The following is a 20410-nucleotide window of genomic DNA, read 5'->3' on the forward strand; positions in this document are numbered from 1 at the left end:
TTTATTTAAAAGCTGTAACAATTAATAACGCTAAACTTGTAATTACACTGCCAATACTTACCCATTCACCCGTACTCATTTTCTTGGTTTCAGGTTTTTCAGGAACAACAATTTGAGAGTCAGGTATAACTTTAGGGTAGGATCTAAAAAACAAAAAAGAACCTGTCACTGAAGCTTTTCCGTTGGGATAAATAATATATGCTTTTTTCTTCCAACCTTTGCTATCAACTCCTCCAACTGCATTTATGTAATATTTAAAACTCTTTCCTCTTCTATAAGGAATTTCAGAAGTTAATAAAACGTTTCCTGTAACTTTGACTCCCTCATTAAAAGTAGCAACTTCAATTTCATCATCAGGAAATAAAGTTACATTGGAATAATGATTTTTATCTTTTACTATTTTACTCCAATCAAGAGGAATTACTGCATATTTCAGTTCATCTTTTAGCTTTTTAGTTAGATCTTTTTTTAAAGTATCATTTTTAGACAAATTCAAATCAATCCTTTCTATTTTATCGATTTGTTCTTGTTTTATTGGTCTTTTTATTTTCATCCCTTCTAAATTTGCTACTGATGTTAATCCTCCTGCACGCATAACTACATTATAAACGGATTCTTTTTTATTTGCCAGAACGTATTTTCCCGGATAAGCAACGGCTCCGCTAATTGTTACCATTTGTGGTTTTTCATAAACGGCCATTCTTCTAATATTTATCACATCAAAAGGCTTTAAAAGAAAGTTTTTTACCTGTTCATTATTGTCAGCGGTTATTTCTAATTCTACTAATTCAATACGCCTTGGATTAGTATCATCAATTTCATCAGATTTTATCATTCTTGCAATTTCAACTCTTTTAGAAGCTGAACCTGTTAATCCTCCTACCTGAATAATCAAATCATTTAATGTTAAGTTATCAAAGAATGGATATTCTCCAGGAGTTTTTACTTCACCATCAATGGTAACTTTATACTCTTCTCTAAAATCTAAAATTGAGTATACTGTTACTTCGTCTTCTCTTTTTAATTCGATATCAGAATTCAAATTTCCGGACAATGCGCTCGCTAAATCAATATTTACAATTTCTGTAGTTAAATCAGATTTTAAACGAATAATTCTGGCTCTTTTAGTATAAGCATCTTCCTTAACTCCCTCTGCTCTGGCAATAAGATCTGAAATTCTCATTCCTTCATCAAAAGAATAATAATCCGGTCTGAATACTGCCCCTTCTATTTTAATACGATTTTCAAATCGGTTTAAGATTTTAGTAACTCGGAAAACATCACCAGATTTTGGCAGATATGAAGAGAATTCACTTTCCTTAATATCATGAACCTTAAACTCTTTGCCTGTTTTTTGTAAAACATTTACTGATGCAGTATAAGCAAATTCGTTAAATCCAGATGCAAAATTTAATAAATCTGAAAATTTTTCGCTTTTCTTCATCTCGAAAATTCCAGGTCTCTTTACTTCTCCTTCGACAGTAACTCTTTGTGTATAAACTGGAATTCGAATTACATCGTTTTCTTTTAAACTTACATTGTCTGACTGATCACCTTTAACTAAAAAACGATAAATATCTATATTTTTATAAATCTTATTATTTCTAATTAATTCTATATTTCTGTAACTGCCGTTTTTTCCTGGACCCCCAGCTAAATGCAAAGCATTATATACTGTCGCTAAAGATGAAATAGAATAATTTCCTGGCTGTTTTCCACCTACAATAGTAATTTTAATGGTTCTAATTCTACTTAAACTCACACTTACTTGAGATTGCCCCGATCTTACAGTACTATAAACTTTTGCAATTGCTGCCTTAATTTTTTGTGTTGCAGCCTCAATTGATATTCCGGAAACTGAAATTTGACCAACATACTGAATCGTAATTTTTCCTTCAACACTTACGGGTATACTGGCATTGTACTCTTGTACTCCATAAACACTTACCTGAAGTTCATCTCCCGGTCCTAAAACATAATTCATAGGAGTTGCAAGATTTGAATCCGGTTCAAAGTTCAACGTCGGATTATCAAATAATTCAGAACCAAATATTAAGGCATTAGCAGAATCTTTAACTTTATTATTTACTATTTTATCCTGAGTGCGTCCTGAATCTTTTTTGTTTGCAACAGTATTTTCGTTACTTTTTTTATTTAAATTACTAATGGATACTTCATTTACTCTTGCTTTTAGCTTTGAAAATTCCGCAGCACTCATCCCTTTTGATAAAGCCATAGGTTCAGCCTCTTCAATAGTCATATTGTTATTTTGCAGTTGAATTCGTATTTTAGCAATATCACTATCAGACAAATAATCCACTTTTAAAGTACTCAAATCACTTGATTTCATTAAATCCTGAGCACTTACTTGAAAAGAAAGTAAAAAAGTAAAAAATAATAAAACAACAACCGTTATATTTTTCATATTTAATGATGTTTTGATAAGAAATTCAAATCAGAATGGAATTTATTTTTAAGAATACTGTTTTTTATAATAATCTTTATAAGAACCAGAAGTTACATTTTTTAACCATTCTTCATTGTTCAAATACCAATTAATGGTTTTTTCCAAACCTTCTTCAAAAGTTACCGATGGCTTCCAGCCTAATTCCTTATTAATTTTAGAAGCATCAATTGCATAACGCAAATCATGTCCCGGTCTGTCTTTCACGTAGGTGATTAATTCCTGAGATTGTCCCTTTTCTCTTCCTAATTTTTCATCCATGATATGGCATAACAATTTAACCAAATCAATGTTTTTCCACTCGTTAAAACCACCAATATTATAAGTTTCATGGTTTTTCCCTTTATGGAAAACTAAATCAATGGCAATGGCATGATCTTCAACAAAAAGCCAGTCACGAGTATAATTACCATCTCCATAAACAGGTAGTGGCTTGTTATTAATAATGTTATTGATAAAAAGCGGAATTAATTTTTCAGGAAAATGATAAGCCCCATAGTTGTTTGAACAATTTGTCAAAACATAGGGTAAACCATACGTTTCACCATATGCCCGTACAAAATGATCTGAGCTTGCTTTTGAAGCTGAATAAGGAGAGTTTGGATCGTATGGTGTAGTTTCAGTAAAAAGCCCTTCGGTTCCTAAAGATCCATAAACTTCATCTGTACTAATATGATAAAATCTTTTGCCTTCAAAATTGTCTTTCCATTGTTTTTTTGCGGCATTAAGCAAATTCATTGTTCCAATAACATTTGTTTTTACAAATGCTAACGGATCTTCGATTGATCTGTCAACATGAGATTCTGCGGCCAAATGCAATACCCCATCAAAATTGTGAATTGAAAAAAGTTCATTAATAAAAGTTTCATTTACAATATCTCCCATTACGAAATTATAATTAGGACAATTTTCAATATCTTTAATATTTTCTAAATTTCCAGCGTAAGTCAAAGCATCAAGATTGTAAATTTGATATTCAGGATATTTGTTTACAAAACGCCTCACTACATGTGAACCGATAAAACCAGCACCACCAGTTATAAGAATTTTTTTCATTTTCTTAATTTAATAATTCTGAGTTTTGTTTTTCTAACTCACTATATATGTCTTTTACATCTTGTGAATTTTCTTTTTGTAAAATTAAATTAGCAGTGTCTGTATAAACAAAAATTGTGTTTTTTAACCCTAAAAAAGTGGTATGTTTATTACAGCCTATAACCATATTACCATTTTTGTCTATCGGATGCCCTTTAGAAAATAAATAATCATAAACAGACTCAAATGAACCTAAATCTGACCAGGAAAATGATGCAGGAACTACTTTAATTTTTTTACTTCGTTCCATTACTGCATAATCAATACTGATCGATGGAATTTCCAGAGATGCTTCTAAGTCCAGAAAGCCTTCTTTACTTGATTCCCAGACTATTTTGGATTTTTCGTAAACTTCGGGTTGAAACTGTTTCAATTCTTCTAAAAGTACACTGGCTTTAAAACAAAACATTCCGCTATTCCATAAAAAATTACCTTTCGCAATAAAATCTTTAGCAGTTGTTTCATTTGGTTTTTCTCTAAATGAAAGTACTTTATCTCCTTTTGATTCTATATAACCATAACCCGTTTCAGGTTTAGTAGGAATGATTCCAAAAGTTACAATGAAACCTTCCTGTGCTTTACTAATTGCATCATTAATCGCATCATTATAATTCTCCATTTTATCAATAATATGATCAGAAGGAGTAATAATCAAAATATCATCCGGATCACTTGCAAAAGCTGCAAAAGCAATAGCAGCAGCCGTATTTCTAGGTGTGGCTTCAACAATATTGAGATAAGCTGTTTGGGATTTATCCATAACTTTACCACTTAAATGATGATTATCGACATTTCCTACTACCATCACTTTATTTGCTAAATGGCTATTGCGATTAACCGTCATTTCAAATAATGATTTCCCATCAAATATCTCTAGATATTGTTTAGGCTGGCTTTTACGTGAAAGCGGCCATAGTCTACTACCAACTCCTCCTGTAAGAATTACATGTACAATTGAATTACTCATATTTTTTATTTTAAATAAAAAAGTTTTAGGCTACAGTCTATTATCAGCTATAGTTCCTAAAACTCCTTTTACATCATATATCAAACTATTTGTTTTTTGAATCTCAAAATAATCTAAGTTTAAAAATTCAGAATGTGCAACTCCTAAAACTATTGCATCAAATTTTTCTTTCGGAAAAATATTTATCGTTTTTAATCCGTATTCTTTTTTAACTTCTTCAATATTTGCTATTGGGTCATATATTGTAACCGAAATACCATATTCTTTTAATGCCCTTACCACATCTACAATTTTAGTATTCCGAACATCTGGACAATTTTCTTTAAAAGTAATTCCAAGCATTAAAAGCTCAGCATTATTTACTGAAATACCTTTTTTTATCATTAATTTCACAACCTGAGATGCTATGTATTCGCCCATACTATCATTCAAACGCCGCCCAGCTAAAATTATTTCAGGATGATAACCAAATTCTTGTGCTCGTTGTGCTAAATAATAAGGATCTACACCTATACAGTGTCCTCCTACCAAACCTGGTTTAAAAGGAAGGAAATTCCATTTCGTAGCCGCAGCAGCTAATACTTCTTGTGTATCAATATTCATTAAGTTAAATATTTTAGCAAGTTCATTTACAAAAGCAATATTAATATCACGTTGTGAATTTTCAATTACTTTGGCTGCTTCAGCAACTTTTATTGTTGGTGCAAGATAAGTTCCCGCGGTAATAACTGATTTATAAAGCTCATCAACTTTTAAACCTGTTTCAGCAGTAGAACCGGAGGTAATCTTCAGAATCTTCTCTACCGTATGTTCTTTATCACCGGGATTAATTCTTTCTGGCGAATATCCTGCAAAAAAGTCTACATTAAATTTTAATCCTGATATTTTTTCTAAAACCGGTACGCATTGCTCCTCAGTAACTCCAGGATACACTGTTGATTCATAAATTACAATATCTCCTTGTTTTAACATTTTACCTACAGTTTCACTTGCTTTATATAAAGGAGTTAAATCAGGTCGATTATTTCTGTCTACAGGAGTAGGAACGGTTATTATAAAATAATTACAATCTGCAATATTATTTATATCGTCAGTGCAATAAAGTCCTTTTGTTTTGTTTGTACTATCAACTAATACACTTTGCAAAATAGCATCTTCAACTTCCAATGTTGAATCAGTACCTTGCCTTAAACTTGTAATTCTTGATTCATTAATATCAAAACCTACTACAGGATATTTTGTAGCAAATAAACGAGCTAAAGGCAACCCTACATAACCTAATCCAATAACGGCAATTTTTACGTTATTATTCATCTTTTTCCTTAATTTCGTTTTTGACATGGTACGGCTTCGCGATTCACAGTCACACTAATGACCTGAATATCGAAAAATTCAATTTCAGCAAATATAGTACAATAAGTCAATTTTATCAACCCTTAAAAAATCTTATGATTATCCTATTAAATAAATAAATTTAACAGCCTCAAAGTCAACAAACAAAAGAAAATACTTCTAAAAAAAAAGCAAAAAATCACTAAGTTTGGTGATTTTTTGCTTTTTTCAAGCTTTTCATTCTTCAGTATATTCAATCAACATCTTTTTTATATTTTATTTTCAAAATACATCCTAAAGATTCTAAAACAAGAATATAATGAGTATTTGTCACTTCCTGAATAACTGCATTCTGACTACTGAAAACCCCAGCTTCCAATTTTATTTTATCTCCCTTTTTATAAGACACCACTGAAACATCAGAAATACTTGTATCTGAAAGACATTTTTTTATCGTTGTAATTTCTTCATTTCGAACAATTGCTGCTTTTCCTAACCAAAACAAATAACGGATCACACCTGCCACCTGAAATACCAAATTTCTGTCTGCATCAGACAATTGAACAAAAACGTAAGAATTAAAAAGAGGAACTTCAACTTTTTTCTTTCTGTCAGACCATTGTTTTATCTGAGTAATTAAAGGGCAGTAGCATTCAATTCCTATTTCATTTAACTTTTCAGCTACTTTTTTTTCCCATTTAGGTTTTGTATAAACAACATACCAATTCATGTAATTTATTTTTAAGAACCTATTCCATTATAAATAAAGCCAATTGATTTTAAATCTTTTGCATTTAGTATATTTCTTCCATCAAAAACAAAAGCAGGTTTTTGCATAGAATCATATATTTTTTGCCAATCGTATTGTGTAAATTCATCCCATTCTGTAAGTATTGCGATGGCATGAGCTCCTTTACAAGCTTCGTAAGAATCTTCAAATGTTAATACAGCATCTGCATTCGCGGAAGATTTTCTTGCTTCTAAATAATCTAAATCACTTAAAATCTTATTTCTTGAAACTTTCGGATCATAAACCGAAATCTTAGCCTGTTCGTTAATCAAATCGTCTGCTACATATATTGCTGCAGATTCGCGTGTATCGTTTGTATCTTTTTTAAACGCCCAACCTAAGAAAGTTATTTTTTTATCGGCCACTGTGTTGTATAAAGTCTGAACGATTTTATTTGAAAATCTTCTCTTTTGATAATCATTCATGATGATTACTTGCTCCCAGTAATCGGCAACTTCATTTAATCCGTAAGATTTTGCTATATAAACTAAATTCAATATATCTTTTTGAAAACAAGAACCTCCAAATCCAACAGATGCCTTCAAAAACTTAGAACCAATACGACTATCCATTCCAATAGCACGTGCTACTTCGCTTACGTCGGCACCAGTTTTCTCACACAACTCAGACATTGCATTTATTGATGAAATACGTTGAGCTAAAAAAGCATTTGCAGTAAGTTTAGACAATTCAGACGACCAAACATTTGTTGTTAAGATTTTATCTTTACTAACCCAATTAGCATAAACATCAACTAAAGCATTAATTGCAGATTCTCCTTCAGGAGTTGAATCTCCTCCAATAAGAATTCTATCAGGATTTAGTAAATCTGTAACAGCAGTTCCTTCTGCTAAAAACTCCGGATTAGAAAGAATTTGAAACTGAACACCATTTCCTGTATTATCCAGAATACTTTTTATTGCTTCAGCAGTACGAACAGGCAAAGTTGATTTTTCAACAACTATTTTATTGTTTTTTGAAACTTTTGCTATTTGTCTGGCACATAATTCTATGAATTTCAAATCTGCTGCCATTCCTTTACCCTTACCATAAGTCTTAGTAGGTGTATTTACAGATATAAAAATAATCTGAGCTTCATCAATAGCTTCTTCAACATTGGTTGAGAAGAAAAGATTTCTCCCTCTTGCTTCAGCCACAATTTCAGAAAGGCCCGGCTCATAAATTGGAATATTATCCGTATTTGGATCATTCCAATCTTTAATTCTTTGTTCATTCAAATCGACAACAGTTACTTGAATATGTGGACATTTTTGTGCAATTACTGCCATAGTTGGACCTCCTACATAACCTGCACCGATGCAACAAATTTTTGTGATTTTCATATTTTATATATTATACTTCTTATATATTATGTTTCCTTTTATTTTAAATTATTCCAATACCAGCTCAGTGCTTCTTTTAGCCCGTCTTCTAAGGAATATTTGGGATTATATCCTAATAATTTTTTAGCCTTATCTATACTTGCTAATGAATGGGGTATATCTCCAGCTCTAGTTTCACCATAGATAATTGGCACAGTTGCTATTTTTGAATCATATACGGCTAAATATTTTTTTAAATATTCAACTAAATCATTTAAAGTATTCCTATCTCCAAACGCGGTATTATAAATATTATTGATTGCGGCAGAGTTATTCGATGAAATTGCGAGAGCATTCATCTGTATTACATTATCAATATAAGTAAAATCTCTTGAATAATTTCCATCTCCATTAATTACCGGACTTTCGTAATTCATTAATTGCATGACAAATTTTGGAATCACCGCTGCATAAGCCCCTTTTGGATCCTGTCTTCTTCCAAACACATTAAAATAGCGCAAACCTATAGTTTCAAGCCCATATTGTTTGCTAAAAATTTCAGCGTACAATTCATTGACATATTTAGTTATTGCATAAGGAGACAAAGGTTTACCAATTACTTCTTCTACTTTAGGCAATCCTTCAGAATCGCCATAGGTTGAAGAACTTGCAGCATAAATAAATCGCTTTACTTTTGCATCACGGGCAGCTACCAACATATTTAAAAAACCCGTAACATTTACATCATTTGTAGTAATTGGATCATTTATTGATCTTGGAACAGAGCCTAACGCAGCCTGATGCAACACATAATCTACTTCTTTAACAGCTAAATTACAATCAGATATATTTCGAATATCTCCTTCAATTAATTTAAAATTCGGATTTACAATAAATTCTTCCAGATTATGATAATGTCCAGTTGAAAAATTGTCTAAACAAATTACTTTGTGTCCTGAATTTAAAAAATATTCACATAAGTTAGAACCAATAAAACCAGCTCCTCCTGTTATTAAAATAGTGTTTTGAATAACTGCTCCCATCTATTTCAAATTATTATTTTTTAAATTTTTTAAAAACACTTTTAAAAAAACCTACTTTCTCCTCTTCCTCATGATAACCGTTTGAATACGTTCCATAACCTCCATAATAACCATAACCATATGCTGACCCGTATTTAGCTTTATTTTCAAAACCATTTAAAACTATACTAACATTATTCAACTCTCCTCGTTTGACACGGTTATTTAACAATGTAATCATTTCCTTTTTTGAATAATTCTGTCTCACCACATACAAAGTAACATCACTAAATTGCACTAGTTCTAAAGCATCCGAAACAAGTCCAACCGGAGGTGTGTCCAATATAATATAATCGTATGTTTTCTTAAGCTCCTCAATCAATTCACCCATCACTTCACTTATAATTAATTCTGAAGGATTTGGAGGAATTGGACCTGATAAAATAACATCAAGATACGGAATCTGAGTTTTATTTATTATTTCTGGAAGTGTTTTTTGCTTTATTAAATAATTAACTACCCCATACTGGTTTACCATATTAAATTCATCTGCCAGACGTGGTTTCCTTAAATCTAAACCTATTATAACTGTCTTTTTTTCGCTTAAGGCAAATACAGTCGCAATATTTATAGAACAGAACGTCTTTCCCTCTCCACTTATTGATGAAGTAATCATTAGCGTTTTTGCTCCGTCTAACTGCTTTTTTTTGTATAAGAACTGTAATGAAGAACGTATACCTCTAAAAGCTTCCGACAATGCTGATTTTGGTTTTTCAAAAACCGCTAGATTGGTGTTCTCTTTATTAATACCCACAACCCCTATTAACGGAATTTGTGTTTGTTTACTAATATCTTCTGTATTTTGAATTGTATTATTAATAAAGAAAAATATGAAAACAATAATTAGAGGAATTAAAAACCCTAAAAACAAAGCTAACACATAATTAACAGAAGTTTTGGGACCAATTAAACCTCCTCCAATATCTTTCGCAGGATCTATAAAATGAATATCTGATAAATTAGAAGCTTTTACAATATCAGCTTCATTTCTTTTCTGGAGAAATGTACTATAAATATTATCACTTAAATCATATTTCCTTTTAATCTTCAGTAATTCTTGTTGTTCTTCAGGAAGTTTTTTGATTTTACTCTCTGCTTCACCAATTTTATTATTAACTAAAGCTAAATCATATTGCAAAGAAGACTTGGCTGAGGCTATATTTTCAAGCAAAACATTTTTCACAGCCATCATTTGATTATCGAAATCTTTAAAAATCTTATCACTTTTTACTGCATAAGACATTTCAGATCTTTGGGTTGATAAAGCAATAAGTTTAGAAACATTCGTAACAATATTCGGATCTTCAATTCCTGCAACGGATGGTGCTGGTAATTTAGAATAATCAACACTGTTTTTAAGATAGGCTTTTAACGAATTATAGTACGCAATTTTTCGTGCTACCGCATCTTTTTCAACATCAAAATTTAAAATTTTATCTGAAAACTTAGCTCCACCTTCTTCAATATCATATATATTTTTATCTTTTCGAAAAGATTTAAGTTCATTTCCGGTTTCTTTCAACTGAGATTCCATAGACACAAGAGTGCTATCAATAAATGCTATAGTGTTTGTAGCAAACTGATTTTTACCGTCTAATTGAATTTTGATTAACATTTTGACTGTGGAATTTAAATACTCAACCATCCGTGCTTTATTTGTACCCTGCATCGATAGTGTAAGTATAGATCCGCCTTTTTCCTCAGAATTAACATCAATTCCACGATAACGTGAAACGGTAGAATCGAAATCATTAAATCTGACAAAATATTCTTTTCCTTTATAGAAACCAGGATTATCAGTTATTTCAAGTTTCCAATTCAAAAATGGCAATACAACTTGTTCCCCAACTTTATACTTTTTTAAGAATTCAACAGGCTGAACGGCAGTACTGCTATAAGTATTATTTGAATAAGTAAGCAATGAAACCGAATTATTCTCAAATGGAATTCTAATCTCATATTCATTAGGACTTAAAAATTTAACACTAATTAATATTCCTGTTAATTGAGGCTTCGTTTTATCTATATTAACATAAAAAGGGACCGCACCATATACATCGACCATATTATATTCGCCTTTCGCTAGATAATCAATATAATACTGTAATTTATCCACTACCAATTCATTATGTGATCTCGATTGCAAAATAGTCGAAACACCACTTACCTGATCAGAAATACCTCCCCAATTAAAAACCAAGCTTGTATTCGAGGTAAAGAAAGGATTACTCTCTTCTTTTATCGAAATTAAGGTCTGCATGGCATAAATCTTTTCCTTACGAATATTAACCTGATAAGCTATCGTAAATGCAATAATTAAACTCACCAAAAACAATTTCCAATAACCAGCGATTTTCAGCAAAAAGCCTTTAAAATCAAAACTGGGATGATTTTCAAAAATTGAAAAATCTTTTATGTCTAACATCTCTTGTATTTACTTTTTAATTTTTCAACAATAAATAAACCGTTGTGGCCAAAGATAACAAAGTTATAATTGTACCAACAGATTGAATTCCTGTCTGACCAGTACCCCACGTTTTTTGCTTTAGCGGCTTAACGTAAACATAATCATTAGGCTGTAAATAATAGTATGGTGATTTCATTACATTTTCATCTGTGAGATCAATATCATTCATTTGTACTCCTGTAGGTGTTTGACGTATTACAGTAACTGCTTTACGATTACCAACAGTAGTGATATCTCCAGCATTGGCAATAGCTTCCATGATATTTACACGTTCCTGAAATAATGTTTTAGTACCTGTAATCCCTACTTCTCCATTTATTGTATATCGAAAACCCGCTAATTTTACAGTAAGAAAAATATTTGCTTCTGTTTTAAAATATTCCTCCAGTAATTTTTTCTCAATCTTCACACGTACTTCTTCGAGAGTATATCCAATTACATTTATTTCCCCTAAAATAGGCATTCTTATATTCCCATGATCATCAACAGTAAAACCATTAAAATATAGTTGTGACTCCGATTTACCCATACTATTTTCAACTTCAGTAGATTTAAAAATTGCAACCAACTTAGGGTCTATCGCTTTAATATCTATATTCAAAATATCGTTGACTTGCAATCTGTAAGGTTTTAATACAATTGATGAAACAGTAGTTTCATTTCCAACGGTTCCTTTATCCTGTAAATAGACTAAATCTTTTACTGGGATACACGATGTAAAAAACGTACTAATTAATAATAAATAAAAACAGTTTTTTGTCATTTTAAAAATTTTATAAGCAAATATAACCATTCCTTTAATCTTAAGGAAATCTTACTCAGTTTGTATTATTTAATTATTTTTGAAAGTTTTTTCGAAAGGAATACGATGCAAAATACTTCGGCCGAGCGTAACTTCATCAGCATATTCTAATTCATCTCCCACGGAAATCCCTCGCGCTATTGTAGATATTATAATTTCAGAATCGGCAATTTGTTTATAAATATAGAAATTTGTGGTATCTCCTTCCATGGTGGAACTTAATGCAAAAATAATTTCAACAACTTTGCCTAGTTTTACTTTTTCCACTAAAGTTGCTATATTCAACTGACTTGGTCCAACTCCTTCAATTGGAGATATCTTACCTCCTAAAACATGATAAATCCCTTTATATTGAGCTGTATTTTCTATAGCCATCACGTCCCTGATATCTTCTACAACACAAATAGTCTGATGATTCCTAGAAGAATTAGCACATATTTCACAAACTTTTGTATCTGAAATATTGTGACAGCTTTCGCAAAATTTAATATCTTCACGCATATTTAATAGTGCCTGAGATAAAAAGCCTGTCTGCTCTTTGGGTTGTTTCAATAAGTGAAGCACCAGTCTAAGCGCCGTACGTTTACCAATCCCAGGTAATTGAGACATTTCATTGACTGCTTTTTCTATTAATTTTGAAGAAAATTCCATGAAACAAAAATAATAATTTATATGGTTTGGAAGGACTTACAATTTAAACATACATAGTATCACAAAGCGATCTTAAAAGTGATTTCTAACCCTATTAAAAATCCTTTTGCACCTCATTTGACAAAAAAGACATAGTACATAACAGGAAATAACTTCTAAGAAAACTAATATTGATTTGTTGCCAACAAAACCAAAGTACAAGCAACCTCTGCTTTGATATTATTAAGTTCAAGTAACTGATAAAACTCGGGATTTTCAGTTCCGGGATTAAAAACTACTCGCTTCGGCTGTGCTTCGATAATATAATTATAATAATCACGCTGACGAGCCGGGTTTAAATATAAGGTTACTGTATCTATATTTTTAACGGGAATTGCTTTGGTATAAATTTTCACACCTGCAACTTCACCTGCTTTTTGTCCTATTGCTAAAACTGTATGCCCTTTTTGAGTCAACATATTTATGGCTTTAAAAGCATAACGTTCAGGTTTTGTTGTTGCACCTAAAACTAAAGTTTTTTTATTTTTCATTATTTCTGAATAAGCCACAAAAGTAATCAAAAAAGGCTGAAATACCTTCCTCTTTTGATTTAGAGCTATTAAAGACAAAAAAACAATATCCTAACATCGTATTCGAGTAAAATCTTAAAATTTGATTATTTTTACTTTATCAATCGAAAACATTATGGATTTATTCATTTATTTATTTGCTGCTCTTTTCTCTGTTTTAAATCCAATTGGTACTGTTCCTATCTTTGTAGGGCTTACTCATGATGATTCAGATAGTGAGCGTTCCAGAATATCCTTATGGACAGCTATTAATGTTTTCATTATTTTAATTGTTTCATTTTTTATTGGACAATATGTTTTAACTTTTTTTGGAATTAGTATTGATGCACTTCGTATTGCTGGTGGCCTTGTGATCTTAAATTCAGGTTTTTCATTATTATCCGGGAAAATCAGCAAGAAAAGAGGAATTAATAAAAAAGTAGAAAACGATGCTCAAAAAAGGAATGATATTGCATTAACTCCATTGGCAATTCCAATGCTGGCTGGCCCTGGATCTATCTCTTTACTAATTGCTTTTTACCAGGAGCATCATGAAGTAAATGAAATAATAATTTCCAGCTTAGCTATTTTAGCTATAGCAATTACCATTTTTGTTATCTTAAAAAGCGCTCATTATTTAGCTCGTATATTAGGCGCTTCAGGTATTGTCGCTATTTCCAGAATTATTGGTTTCATTGTAATTGCAATTGGAATTCAATATATTGTTAGTTCTATTATTAATATTGTTAAAGCAAATTTGATGTAACTCCTTCGAATATTAAACACAAAATTCCAAATCCCACTGCATTCAGCTTTTGGAATTTGGAATTTGGATTTTTTTATTGAAAATTTAACTTTAACCTCTTGGCAAGAACACTTCTGCCATCATACATCTGGCACTACCTCCGCCACAGGCTTCAATTGTATCGAGACCCGAGCTTAAAATTTCAGCATGCTTTTGTAATTGTTCAATTTGTTTTATTGTTAAACTGTTATAAGCCGATGAGCTCATAACGATATACTTTTTATCATTTGATCCCCGGACCTCCAACATATTACCTGCGAAATTATTTACTTGTGCTTCCGTAATTAAAATAATTTCTTTATTATCTGCTTTTAGGTTTTCCAAGACCATTTTACGCTCTTTTTTATCATCAATGCAATCTGCACAAATAACCGCAAAAGTTTGACCAATACACATCATAACATTCGTATGGTAAATCAATTTACGTTCACCGTCAACAGTCTGGAAAGCTTCAAAAATTACCGGAGCATAATCAAAATCTTCGCAGAATTCGATAAACAATTCTTCATCTGCACGAGGTGATAAGGCGCAATATGCTTTTCCGTTAGCTCTGTCCAAAAGTAAGCTTCCCGTTCCTTCGAGAAAAATACCATCCTCTTCCGCAGATGTATAATCCATAATATCACTGATCTCAAAACCTTTTTCTTCCAAAATATCCAAAATATCTTCGCGACGTTCCTGACGGCGATTTTCAGCAAACATTGGATACAAGACTACCTCTCCATTTTCATGGAACGACACCCAGTTATTTGGAAAAATACTATCTGGTGTATCTGTCTCTAAGGTATCTTCTATAACGGTAACATCAACTCCAACTGCTCTCAATTTTTCTACAAATTCATCAAACTCCTGTTGTGCTTTTGCATTTACTGTACTTGGTAAAAGGCCGTCTAAAACTTTTTGATAATAATTATTTACTGCTGTCTGTTCATTCATTCTGAAAGCAACTGGACGAATCATTACAATCGAGTGAGTAGTTTGTTTCATATCTTAAAATAAAATTAATCTCTAATTAATGGCAAAGTTGAGCATCTCAACAATCCTTCTTGTTTTGCAATTTCTGCGTACGGAATTTCTTCGACTATAAAACCATTTGCACGTAACCAATTGTTTAAACGCGTGAAGTTTTTTTCTGAAACCACAACTTTTTCATCAATCGAAAACACATTCGAAAACATATTATACATTTCGTTTCTTTCGATATGAAATAAATTTTCCTTTCCAAAAAGATTTACCAAATACATATAATCAGCTTCTTCACGAAAACCTCTTTTATAAATAATCCCTTTATCTTTTCCTACAGGCTGAAAACAGCAATCTAAATGTAAAGCATTATCTCGGGCTTCAATTTTAGATTTAACCAAATCAAATTCCTTGACAATTTTATTCGGAAACAAATTTTTAATATAGTTTACTCCTTCCATATTAGTCCTTGCTGTTATATAATCTTTATAATCACTCCCTTTATAAGTTCCAATAAAAATATGATCATTCCATAACATTACATCACCACCTTCAATATGAACTTCCTCTGGCGGACGAAGCACTTTTAAAGGATCAACCTGATCAATAACATATTGAATTGCATCAAGTTCTCGTTCTCTGTCAGGTAAAATATTTGATTTCACAAAGACATCATCAATTACAAAACCAATATCTCTGGCAAAAATCTGATTGTAATTTTCTATCATTTCCGGACGATAAACCACTACATCGTATTTTTGAAAAACAGCATTAAAAGCATCCATTTCAGCAACCATATCTTTTTCTACAGGATAAGTACCTGCTTTAATATGTTCCAATGATTTAGGATCATAAGCTTCCCTTATTGAAGGAGTTGGCCCATTATGAACAGCAGAACCCAAAACTACAGCACGTAATCTTGAGGTTTCGTTCTTTATATTTAATTGCAACATATATGTTATATTTTGTTGCAAATATAAAAAAAGCTTCACAGTTAAGTGAAGCTTTCAATTTTATTTATTTGACTTAAAATCTCTCAATGGATGCCCAGTATAAATTTGTCTTGGTCTTCCAATTGGTTCTTTATTTTCTCGCATTTCTTTCCATTGTGCAATCCAGCCCGGTAATCTACCAATAGCAAACATTACAGTAAACATATCAGTTGGAATACCTAATGCTCTGTAAATAATTCCAGAATAGAAATCAACGTTTGGATACAAGTTTCTTGATTTGAAGTAATCGTCTTCAAGAGCTGCAGTTTCTAATTTTCTGGCAATATCTAAAATCGGATCTTCAACACCTAACGTTTCCAAAACTTCTTTAGCCGCTTTTTTGATGATTTTAGCTCTTGGATCAAAGTTTTTATAAACTCTGTGACCAAACCCCATTAATCTGAATGGGTCATTTTTATCTTTCGCTTTCGCTAAAAACTTATCTGTATCTCCACCATCTTTATTAATATCTTCCAGCATCTCAAGAACTGCCTGGTTTGCCCCTCCGTGAAGAGGTCCCCAAAGAGCAGAAACTCCTGCAGAAACCGAAGCAAATAAACCAGCATGAGAAGATCCAACCATTCTTACTGTAGATGTAGAACAGTTTTGTTCGTGATCTGCATGAAGAATAAATAATTTATCTAATGCATTAACAATTATCGGATTTGCAGAGTAAGGACCTGTAGGCAATTTAAACATTAATTGCATAAAGCTTTCTACATATCCTTTTGTATTGTCATAATAGTTTAAAGGATACCCCATTGACTTTCTGTAAGTCCATGTAGCAATTACGAGAAATTTAGCCATTGTTTTACAAATAGCTTCGTACATTTCTTTTTCGTTATCAACATTTACTGCTTTAGGATTAAATGCTGTTAAAGCACTTGTCAAAGCAGATAAAACCCCCATCGGATGAGCAGTTTTTGGAAAACCGTCAATAATATTTTTCATTTCTTCGTTTACCAAAGAATGCTTTTTAATATTATTTTCGAAATCCTCTAATTGTGCAGCGGTTGGTAATTCTCCAAAAATCAAAAGATAAGAAACCTCTAAGAAGCTTGCTTTCTCTGCAAGATCTTCAATTGAATACCCTCTGTAACGTAAAATTCCTAATTCTCCATCCAGAAAAGTGATTTCACTTTTGCATGAACCAGAATTTTTATAACCAGGATCAATAGTAATAATACCAGTTAAATCACGTAATTTGTTAATATCGATAGCGGATTCATTTTCACTTCCTGTGATTACCGGAAGCTCAATTTTCTTACCATCTACTTCTAATGTAGCTATTTTTGACATAATATATGGGAAATAATTCTTTAAAATAATAATTTATCAAATCTAAGGAATTTAAGACTAATTAAAAAAGGAATAATGCTATGAATTTGTTAAAACCCCAAAAAAAAACCACTCGTTTATACGAATGGTTTGATTTTACGAATATAACGCTACAATTACTTGATCTTAAAAGCGTTTAACCCAGGAAAATAAGCAGTACTTCCTAATTCTTCTTCGATTCTCAACAATTGATTATATTTTGCCATACGATCAGAACGAGAAGCAGAACCTGTCTTAATTTGACCACAATTTAAAGCTACAGCCAAATCTGCGATTGTATTATCTTCTGTTTCTCCTGAACGGTGAGACATTACTGAAGTATAACCCGCATTTTTAGCCATATTTACTGCAGCAATAGTTTCTGTCAAAGTACCAATTTGGTTTACTTTTACTAAAATTGAGTTAGCGATACCTTTTTCAATTCCCGTTGACAAACGAGCAACGTTAGTTACGAATAAATCATCTCCAACTAATTGAACTTTATCTCCAATTTTTTCAGTTAAATATTTCCATCCATCCCAATCATCTTCGTACATACCATCTTCGATAGAAATAATTGGGTATTTAGCAGCAAGTTCAGCTAAATAATCTGCTTGCTCTTCAGAAGTTCTGATTTTTCCGGTTTCTCCTTCAAATTTAGTGTAATCATATTTGCCGTCTACATAAAACTCAGATGCAGCACAGTCAAGAGCGATCATAATTTCGTCACCGAAAGTATAACCTGCTTTTTCCACAGCTAGTTTGATAGTATCAAGAGCATCCTCTGTTCCTCCTGCCAAGTTTGGAGCAAACCCTCCTTCGTCACCAACAGCAGTACTTAAACCTCTATCGTGTAGTACCTTTTTCAAACTATGGAAAATTTCAGTTCCCATTTGCATAGAATGTGTAAAAGATGTTGCTTTTACAGGGAAAATCATAAATTCCTGGAATGCGATAGGCGCATCAGAGTGAGAACCACCGTTGATGATATTCATCATCGGAACTGGTAATGTATTAGCAGAAACCCCACCTACGTATCTATATAATGGTAATCCAAGTTCATTAGCAGCAGCTTTTGCAGCAGCAAGTGAAACTCCTAAAATAGCATTAGCTCCTAATTTAGATTTATTTGGTGTTCCATCTAAATCAATCATTAATTGATCAATAGTATTTTGTTCAAAAACAGAAGTTCCAACCAATTCTTCAGCAATAACAGTATTTACATTATTCACTGCATTCAAAACTCCTTTTCCAAGATAAGCTTTACCTCCATCACGTAATTCAACAGCTTCGTGCTCTCCAGTTGATGCTCCAGACGGAACAGCCGCTCTACCTAATACACCATTTTCAGTTACTACATCAACTTCAATAGTAGGATTCCCTCTGGAATCAAGAATTTGTCTTGCGTGAACTTTAATTATAATACTCATTATTTTTGTTTTTTATTAATAAAATATAATTTTTTTTCGAAAGTATAAAAATATTTAATACTAAAAACGCATTTTTATCATTAAACATCTTTATTTATTAACTACATCGTTTTAGACCTTTGCAGATTTTATGTTATCAACAAATTGATCAAACAAATAAGACGAATCATGCGGCCCAGGACTAGCTTCAGGATGATACTGCACTGAAAAACAATTTTTATTTTTCATACGCATTCCCGCAACTGTATCATCATTAAGATGCACGTGTGTAATCTCTAATTCTGGATGACCTTCCAAAGCCTCTCTTTTTACAGCAAATCCATGATTTTGAGAAGTTATTTCACCTTTTCCAGTAATAATATTTTTTACAGGATGATTAATTCCACGATGACCTCCAAACATTTTATAAGTTTTAACTCCGTTAGCCAAAGCTATAACCTGATGACCCAAACAGATTCCAAATAATGGTTTATCATCTGCTATAATTTCTTTAGCAACTTGTATAGCACTAAATAGAGGGTCGGGATCTCCAGGCCCATTTGACAAAAAGTAACCATCAGGGCTGAAGGCAGTCAAATCTCCATATGTTGAATTATAAGGAAAAACTTTGATATAACAATCTCTTTTTGCAAGATTTCTCAAAATATTCTTTTTAATTCCAAGATCTAAAGCAGATATTTTATAAGTAGCATTTTCATCACCAAAAAAATAAGGTTCTTTAGTTGAAACTTTTGACGCTAATTCTAAACCTTCCATGTTTGGTACATTAGCCAATTCTTTTTTCAATTCATCAATCGAAGTTCCGTCTGTACAAATAACAGCATTCATTGCTCCATTATCACGGATATAACTTACAAGAGCTCTTGTATCAACATCAGAAATACAGATTAAATTTTGTTTTGTAAAATAATCTTCTAAACTTCCCGAAGCATCTTCTCTTGAATAATTAAAGCTAAAGTTTTTACAAACTAAACCAGCAATTTTAACGCTATCCGATTCAATTTCCAAATCATTAACACCATAATTTCCAATATGCGCATTTGTAGCTACCAATATTTGCCCAAAGTATGAAGGATCTGTAAAAATCTCCTGATACCCGGTCATTCCTGTATTAAAACAAACTTCACCAAAAGTTTTACCGCTAATACCGATAGATTTCCCATGAAAAATAGTCCCATCACTTAGTAATAAAATGGCGCTTTGTCGTGTCGTGTATTTCATTCTTTAATTGTATTGTTTTTTTTATCGTCTTATAAACAAGCAATAGCTCATTATTTTTAATTAGATATTTTGCAAATTTACTTTTTTAAAAGAGTGCCTCCAAAATTTTTTAAAAATTTCATTAATAAAAATAAAACCTAAATTCCTAAATAAGTTAAATTT

General features: G+C 31.8%; 17 protein-coding genes. 1 reads left to right on the forward strand and 16 read right to left on the reverse strand.

From position 1 onward, the window contains the following. Position 1: 1 nt before the first annotated feature. The 11 genes from JE46_RS14475 to JE46_RS14525 all read right to left on the reverse strand — a co-directional run bounded on the left by JE46_RS14475 (position 2) and on the right by JE46_RS14525 (position 13502). Positions 2-2425, reverse strand: coding sequence for an SLBB domain-containing protein (locus tag JE46_RS14475; protein WP_031456014.1), 2424 nt, complete (start codon positions 2423-2425; stop codon positions 2-4). Positions 2426-2473: 48 nt separating this feature from the next. Continuing rightward, positions 2474-3520 carry a dTDP-glucose 4,6-dehydratase gene (gene rfbB, locus JE46_RS14480; protein WP_031456015.1) on the reverse strand — a complete coding sequence of 349 codons (1047 nt, stop codon included), beginning with the start codon at positions 3518-3520 and terminating at the stop codon, positions 2474-2476. Positions 3521-3524: 4 nt separating this feature from the next. Beyond that, positions 3525-4526 carry a mannose-1-phosphate guanylyltransferase gene (locus JE46_RS14485; RefSeq protein WP_031456016.1) on the reverse strand — a complete coding sequence of 334 codons (1002 nt, stop codon included), beginning with the start codon at positions 4524-4526 and terminating at the stop codon, positions 3525-3527. A gap of 30 nt (positions 4527-4556) precedes the next feature. Then, the gene (locus JE46_RS14490; RefSeq protein WP_031456017.1) at positions 4557-5840 is read right to left on the reverse strand and encodes a nucleotide sugar dehydrogenase; all 1284 of its coding nucleotides are present in this window, start codon (positions 5838-5840) and stop codon (positions 4557-4559) included. Positions 5841-6111: 271 nt separating this feature from the next. Then, positions 6112-6588, reverse strand: a complete 477-nt coding sequence (locus JE46_RS14495; RefSeq protein ID WP_031456018.1) for a UpxY family transcription antiterminator — start codon at positions 6586-6588, stop codon at positions 6112-6114. 11 nt (positions 6589-6599) lie between these two features. Then, positions 6600-7991 carry a UDP-glucose 6-dehydrogenase gene (locus JE46_RS14500; protein WP_031456019.1) on the reverse strand — a complete coding sequence of 464 codons (1392 nt, stop codon included), beginning with the start codon at positions 7989-7991 and terminating at the stop codon, positions 6600-6602. A 38-nt stretch (positions 7992-8029) separates the two neighbouring features. Beyond that, positions 8030-9013: an SDR family oxidoreductase gene (locus JE46_RS14505; RefSeq protein WP_031456020.1), complete on the reverse strand. Its 984-nt coding sequence runs from the start codon at positions 9011-9013 to the stop codon at positions 8030-8032. A gap of 13 nt (positions 9014-9026) precedes the next feature. Continuing rightward, a complete protein-coding gene (locus JE46_RS14510) occupies positions 9027-11477 on the reverse strand; it encodes a polysaccharide biosynthesis tyrosine autokinase (RefSeq protein ID WP_031456021.1) in 2451 nt (816 codons plus the stop codon). A 16-nt stretch (positions 11478-11493) separates the two neighbouring features. Next, complete coding sequence (locus JE46_RS14515) at positions 11494-12282, reverse strand: polysaccharide biosynthesis/export family protein (protein ID WP_031456022.1); 789 nt, start codon at positions 12280-12282, stop codon at positions 11494-11496. 69 nt (positions 12283-12351) lie between these two features. Beyond that, positions 12352-12972, reverse strand: a complete 621-nt coding sequence (recR, locus tag JE46_RS14520; RefSeq protein WP_031456023.1) for a recombination mediator RecR — start codon at positions 12970-12972, stop codon at positions 12352-12354. A gap of 164 nt (positions 12973-13136) precedes the next feature. After that, positions 13137-13502 carry a CoA-binding protein gene (locus JE46_RS14525; protein WP_031456024.1) on the reverse strand — a complete coding sequence of 122 codons (366 nt, stop codon included), beginning with the start codon at positions 13500-13502 and terminating at the stop codon, positions 13137-13139. Between the two features lie 154 nt (positions 13503-13656). Here JE46_RS14525 and JE46_RS14530 point away from each other — a divergent pair, with 154 nt between their 5' ends. Further along, positions 13657-14286, forward strand: coding sequence for a MarC family NAAT transporter (locus tag JE46_RS14530; protein ID WP_031456025.1), 630 nt, complete (start codon positions 13657-13659; stop codon positions 14284-14286). Positions 14287-14376: 90 nt separating this feature from the next. Here JE46_RS14530 and ctlX read toward each other — a convergent pair whose 3' ends face one another. The 5 genes from ctlX to carA all read right to left on the reverse strand — a co-directional run bounded on the left by ctlX (position 14377) and on the right by carA (position 20248). Beyond that, positions 14377-15312: a citrulline utilization hydrolase CtlX gene (gene ctlX / locus JE46_RS14535; RefSeq protein ID WP_031456026.1), complete on the reverse strand. Its 936-nt coding sequence runs from the start codon at positions 15310-15312 to the stop codon at positions 14377-14379. Positions 15313-15326: 14 nt separating this feature from the next. Beyond that, positions 15327-16241 carry a dimethylarginine dimethylaminohydrolase family protein gene (locus JE46_RS14540; RefSeq protein ID WP_031456027.1) on the reverse strand — a complete coding sequence of 305 codons (915 nt, stop codon included), beginning with the start codon at positions 16239-16241 and terminating at the stop codon, positions 15327-15329. Between the two features lie 60 nt (positions 16242-16301). Further along, positions 16302-17579 (reverse strand): citrate synthase, encoded by a 1278-nt coding sequence (locus JE46_RS14545; protein ID WP_031456028.1) that lies wholly within the window; start codon positions 17577-17579, stop codon positions 16302-16304. A gap of 155 nt (positions 17580-17734) precedes the next feature. Further along, on the reverse strand, positions 17735-19027 hold the full coding sequence (gene eno / locus JE46_RS14550; RefSeq protein WP_031456029.1) for a phosphopyruvate hydratase: 1293 nt from the start codon (positions 19025-19027) through the stop codon (positions 17735-17737). Between the two features lie 111 nt (positions 19028-19138). After that, positions 19139-20248, reverse strand: a complete 1110-nt coding sequence (gene carA, locus JE46_RS14555; protein ID WP_031456030.1) for a glutamine-hydrolyzing carbamoyl-phosphate synthase small subunit — start codon at positions 20246-20248, stop codon at positions 19139-19141. Positions 20249-20410 lie beyond the last annotated feature (162 nt).

It is taken from the genome of Flavobacterium chungangense LMG 26729, from assembly GCF_000735715.2.
Lineage (GTDB): Bacteria > Bacteroidota > Bacteroidia > Flavobacteriales > Flavobacteriaceae > Flavobacterium > Flavobacterium chungangense.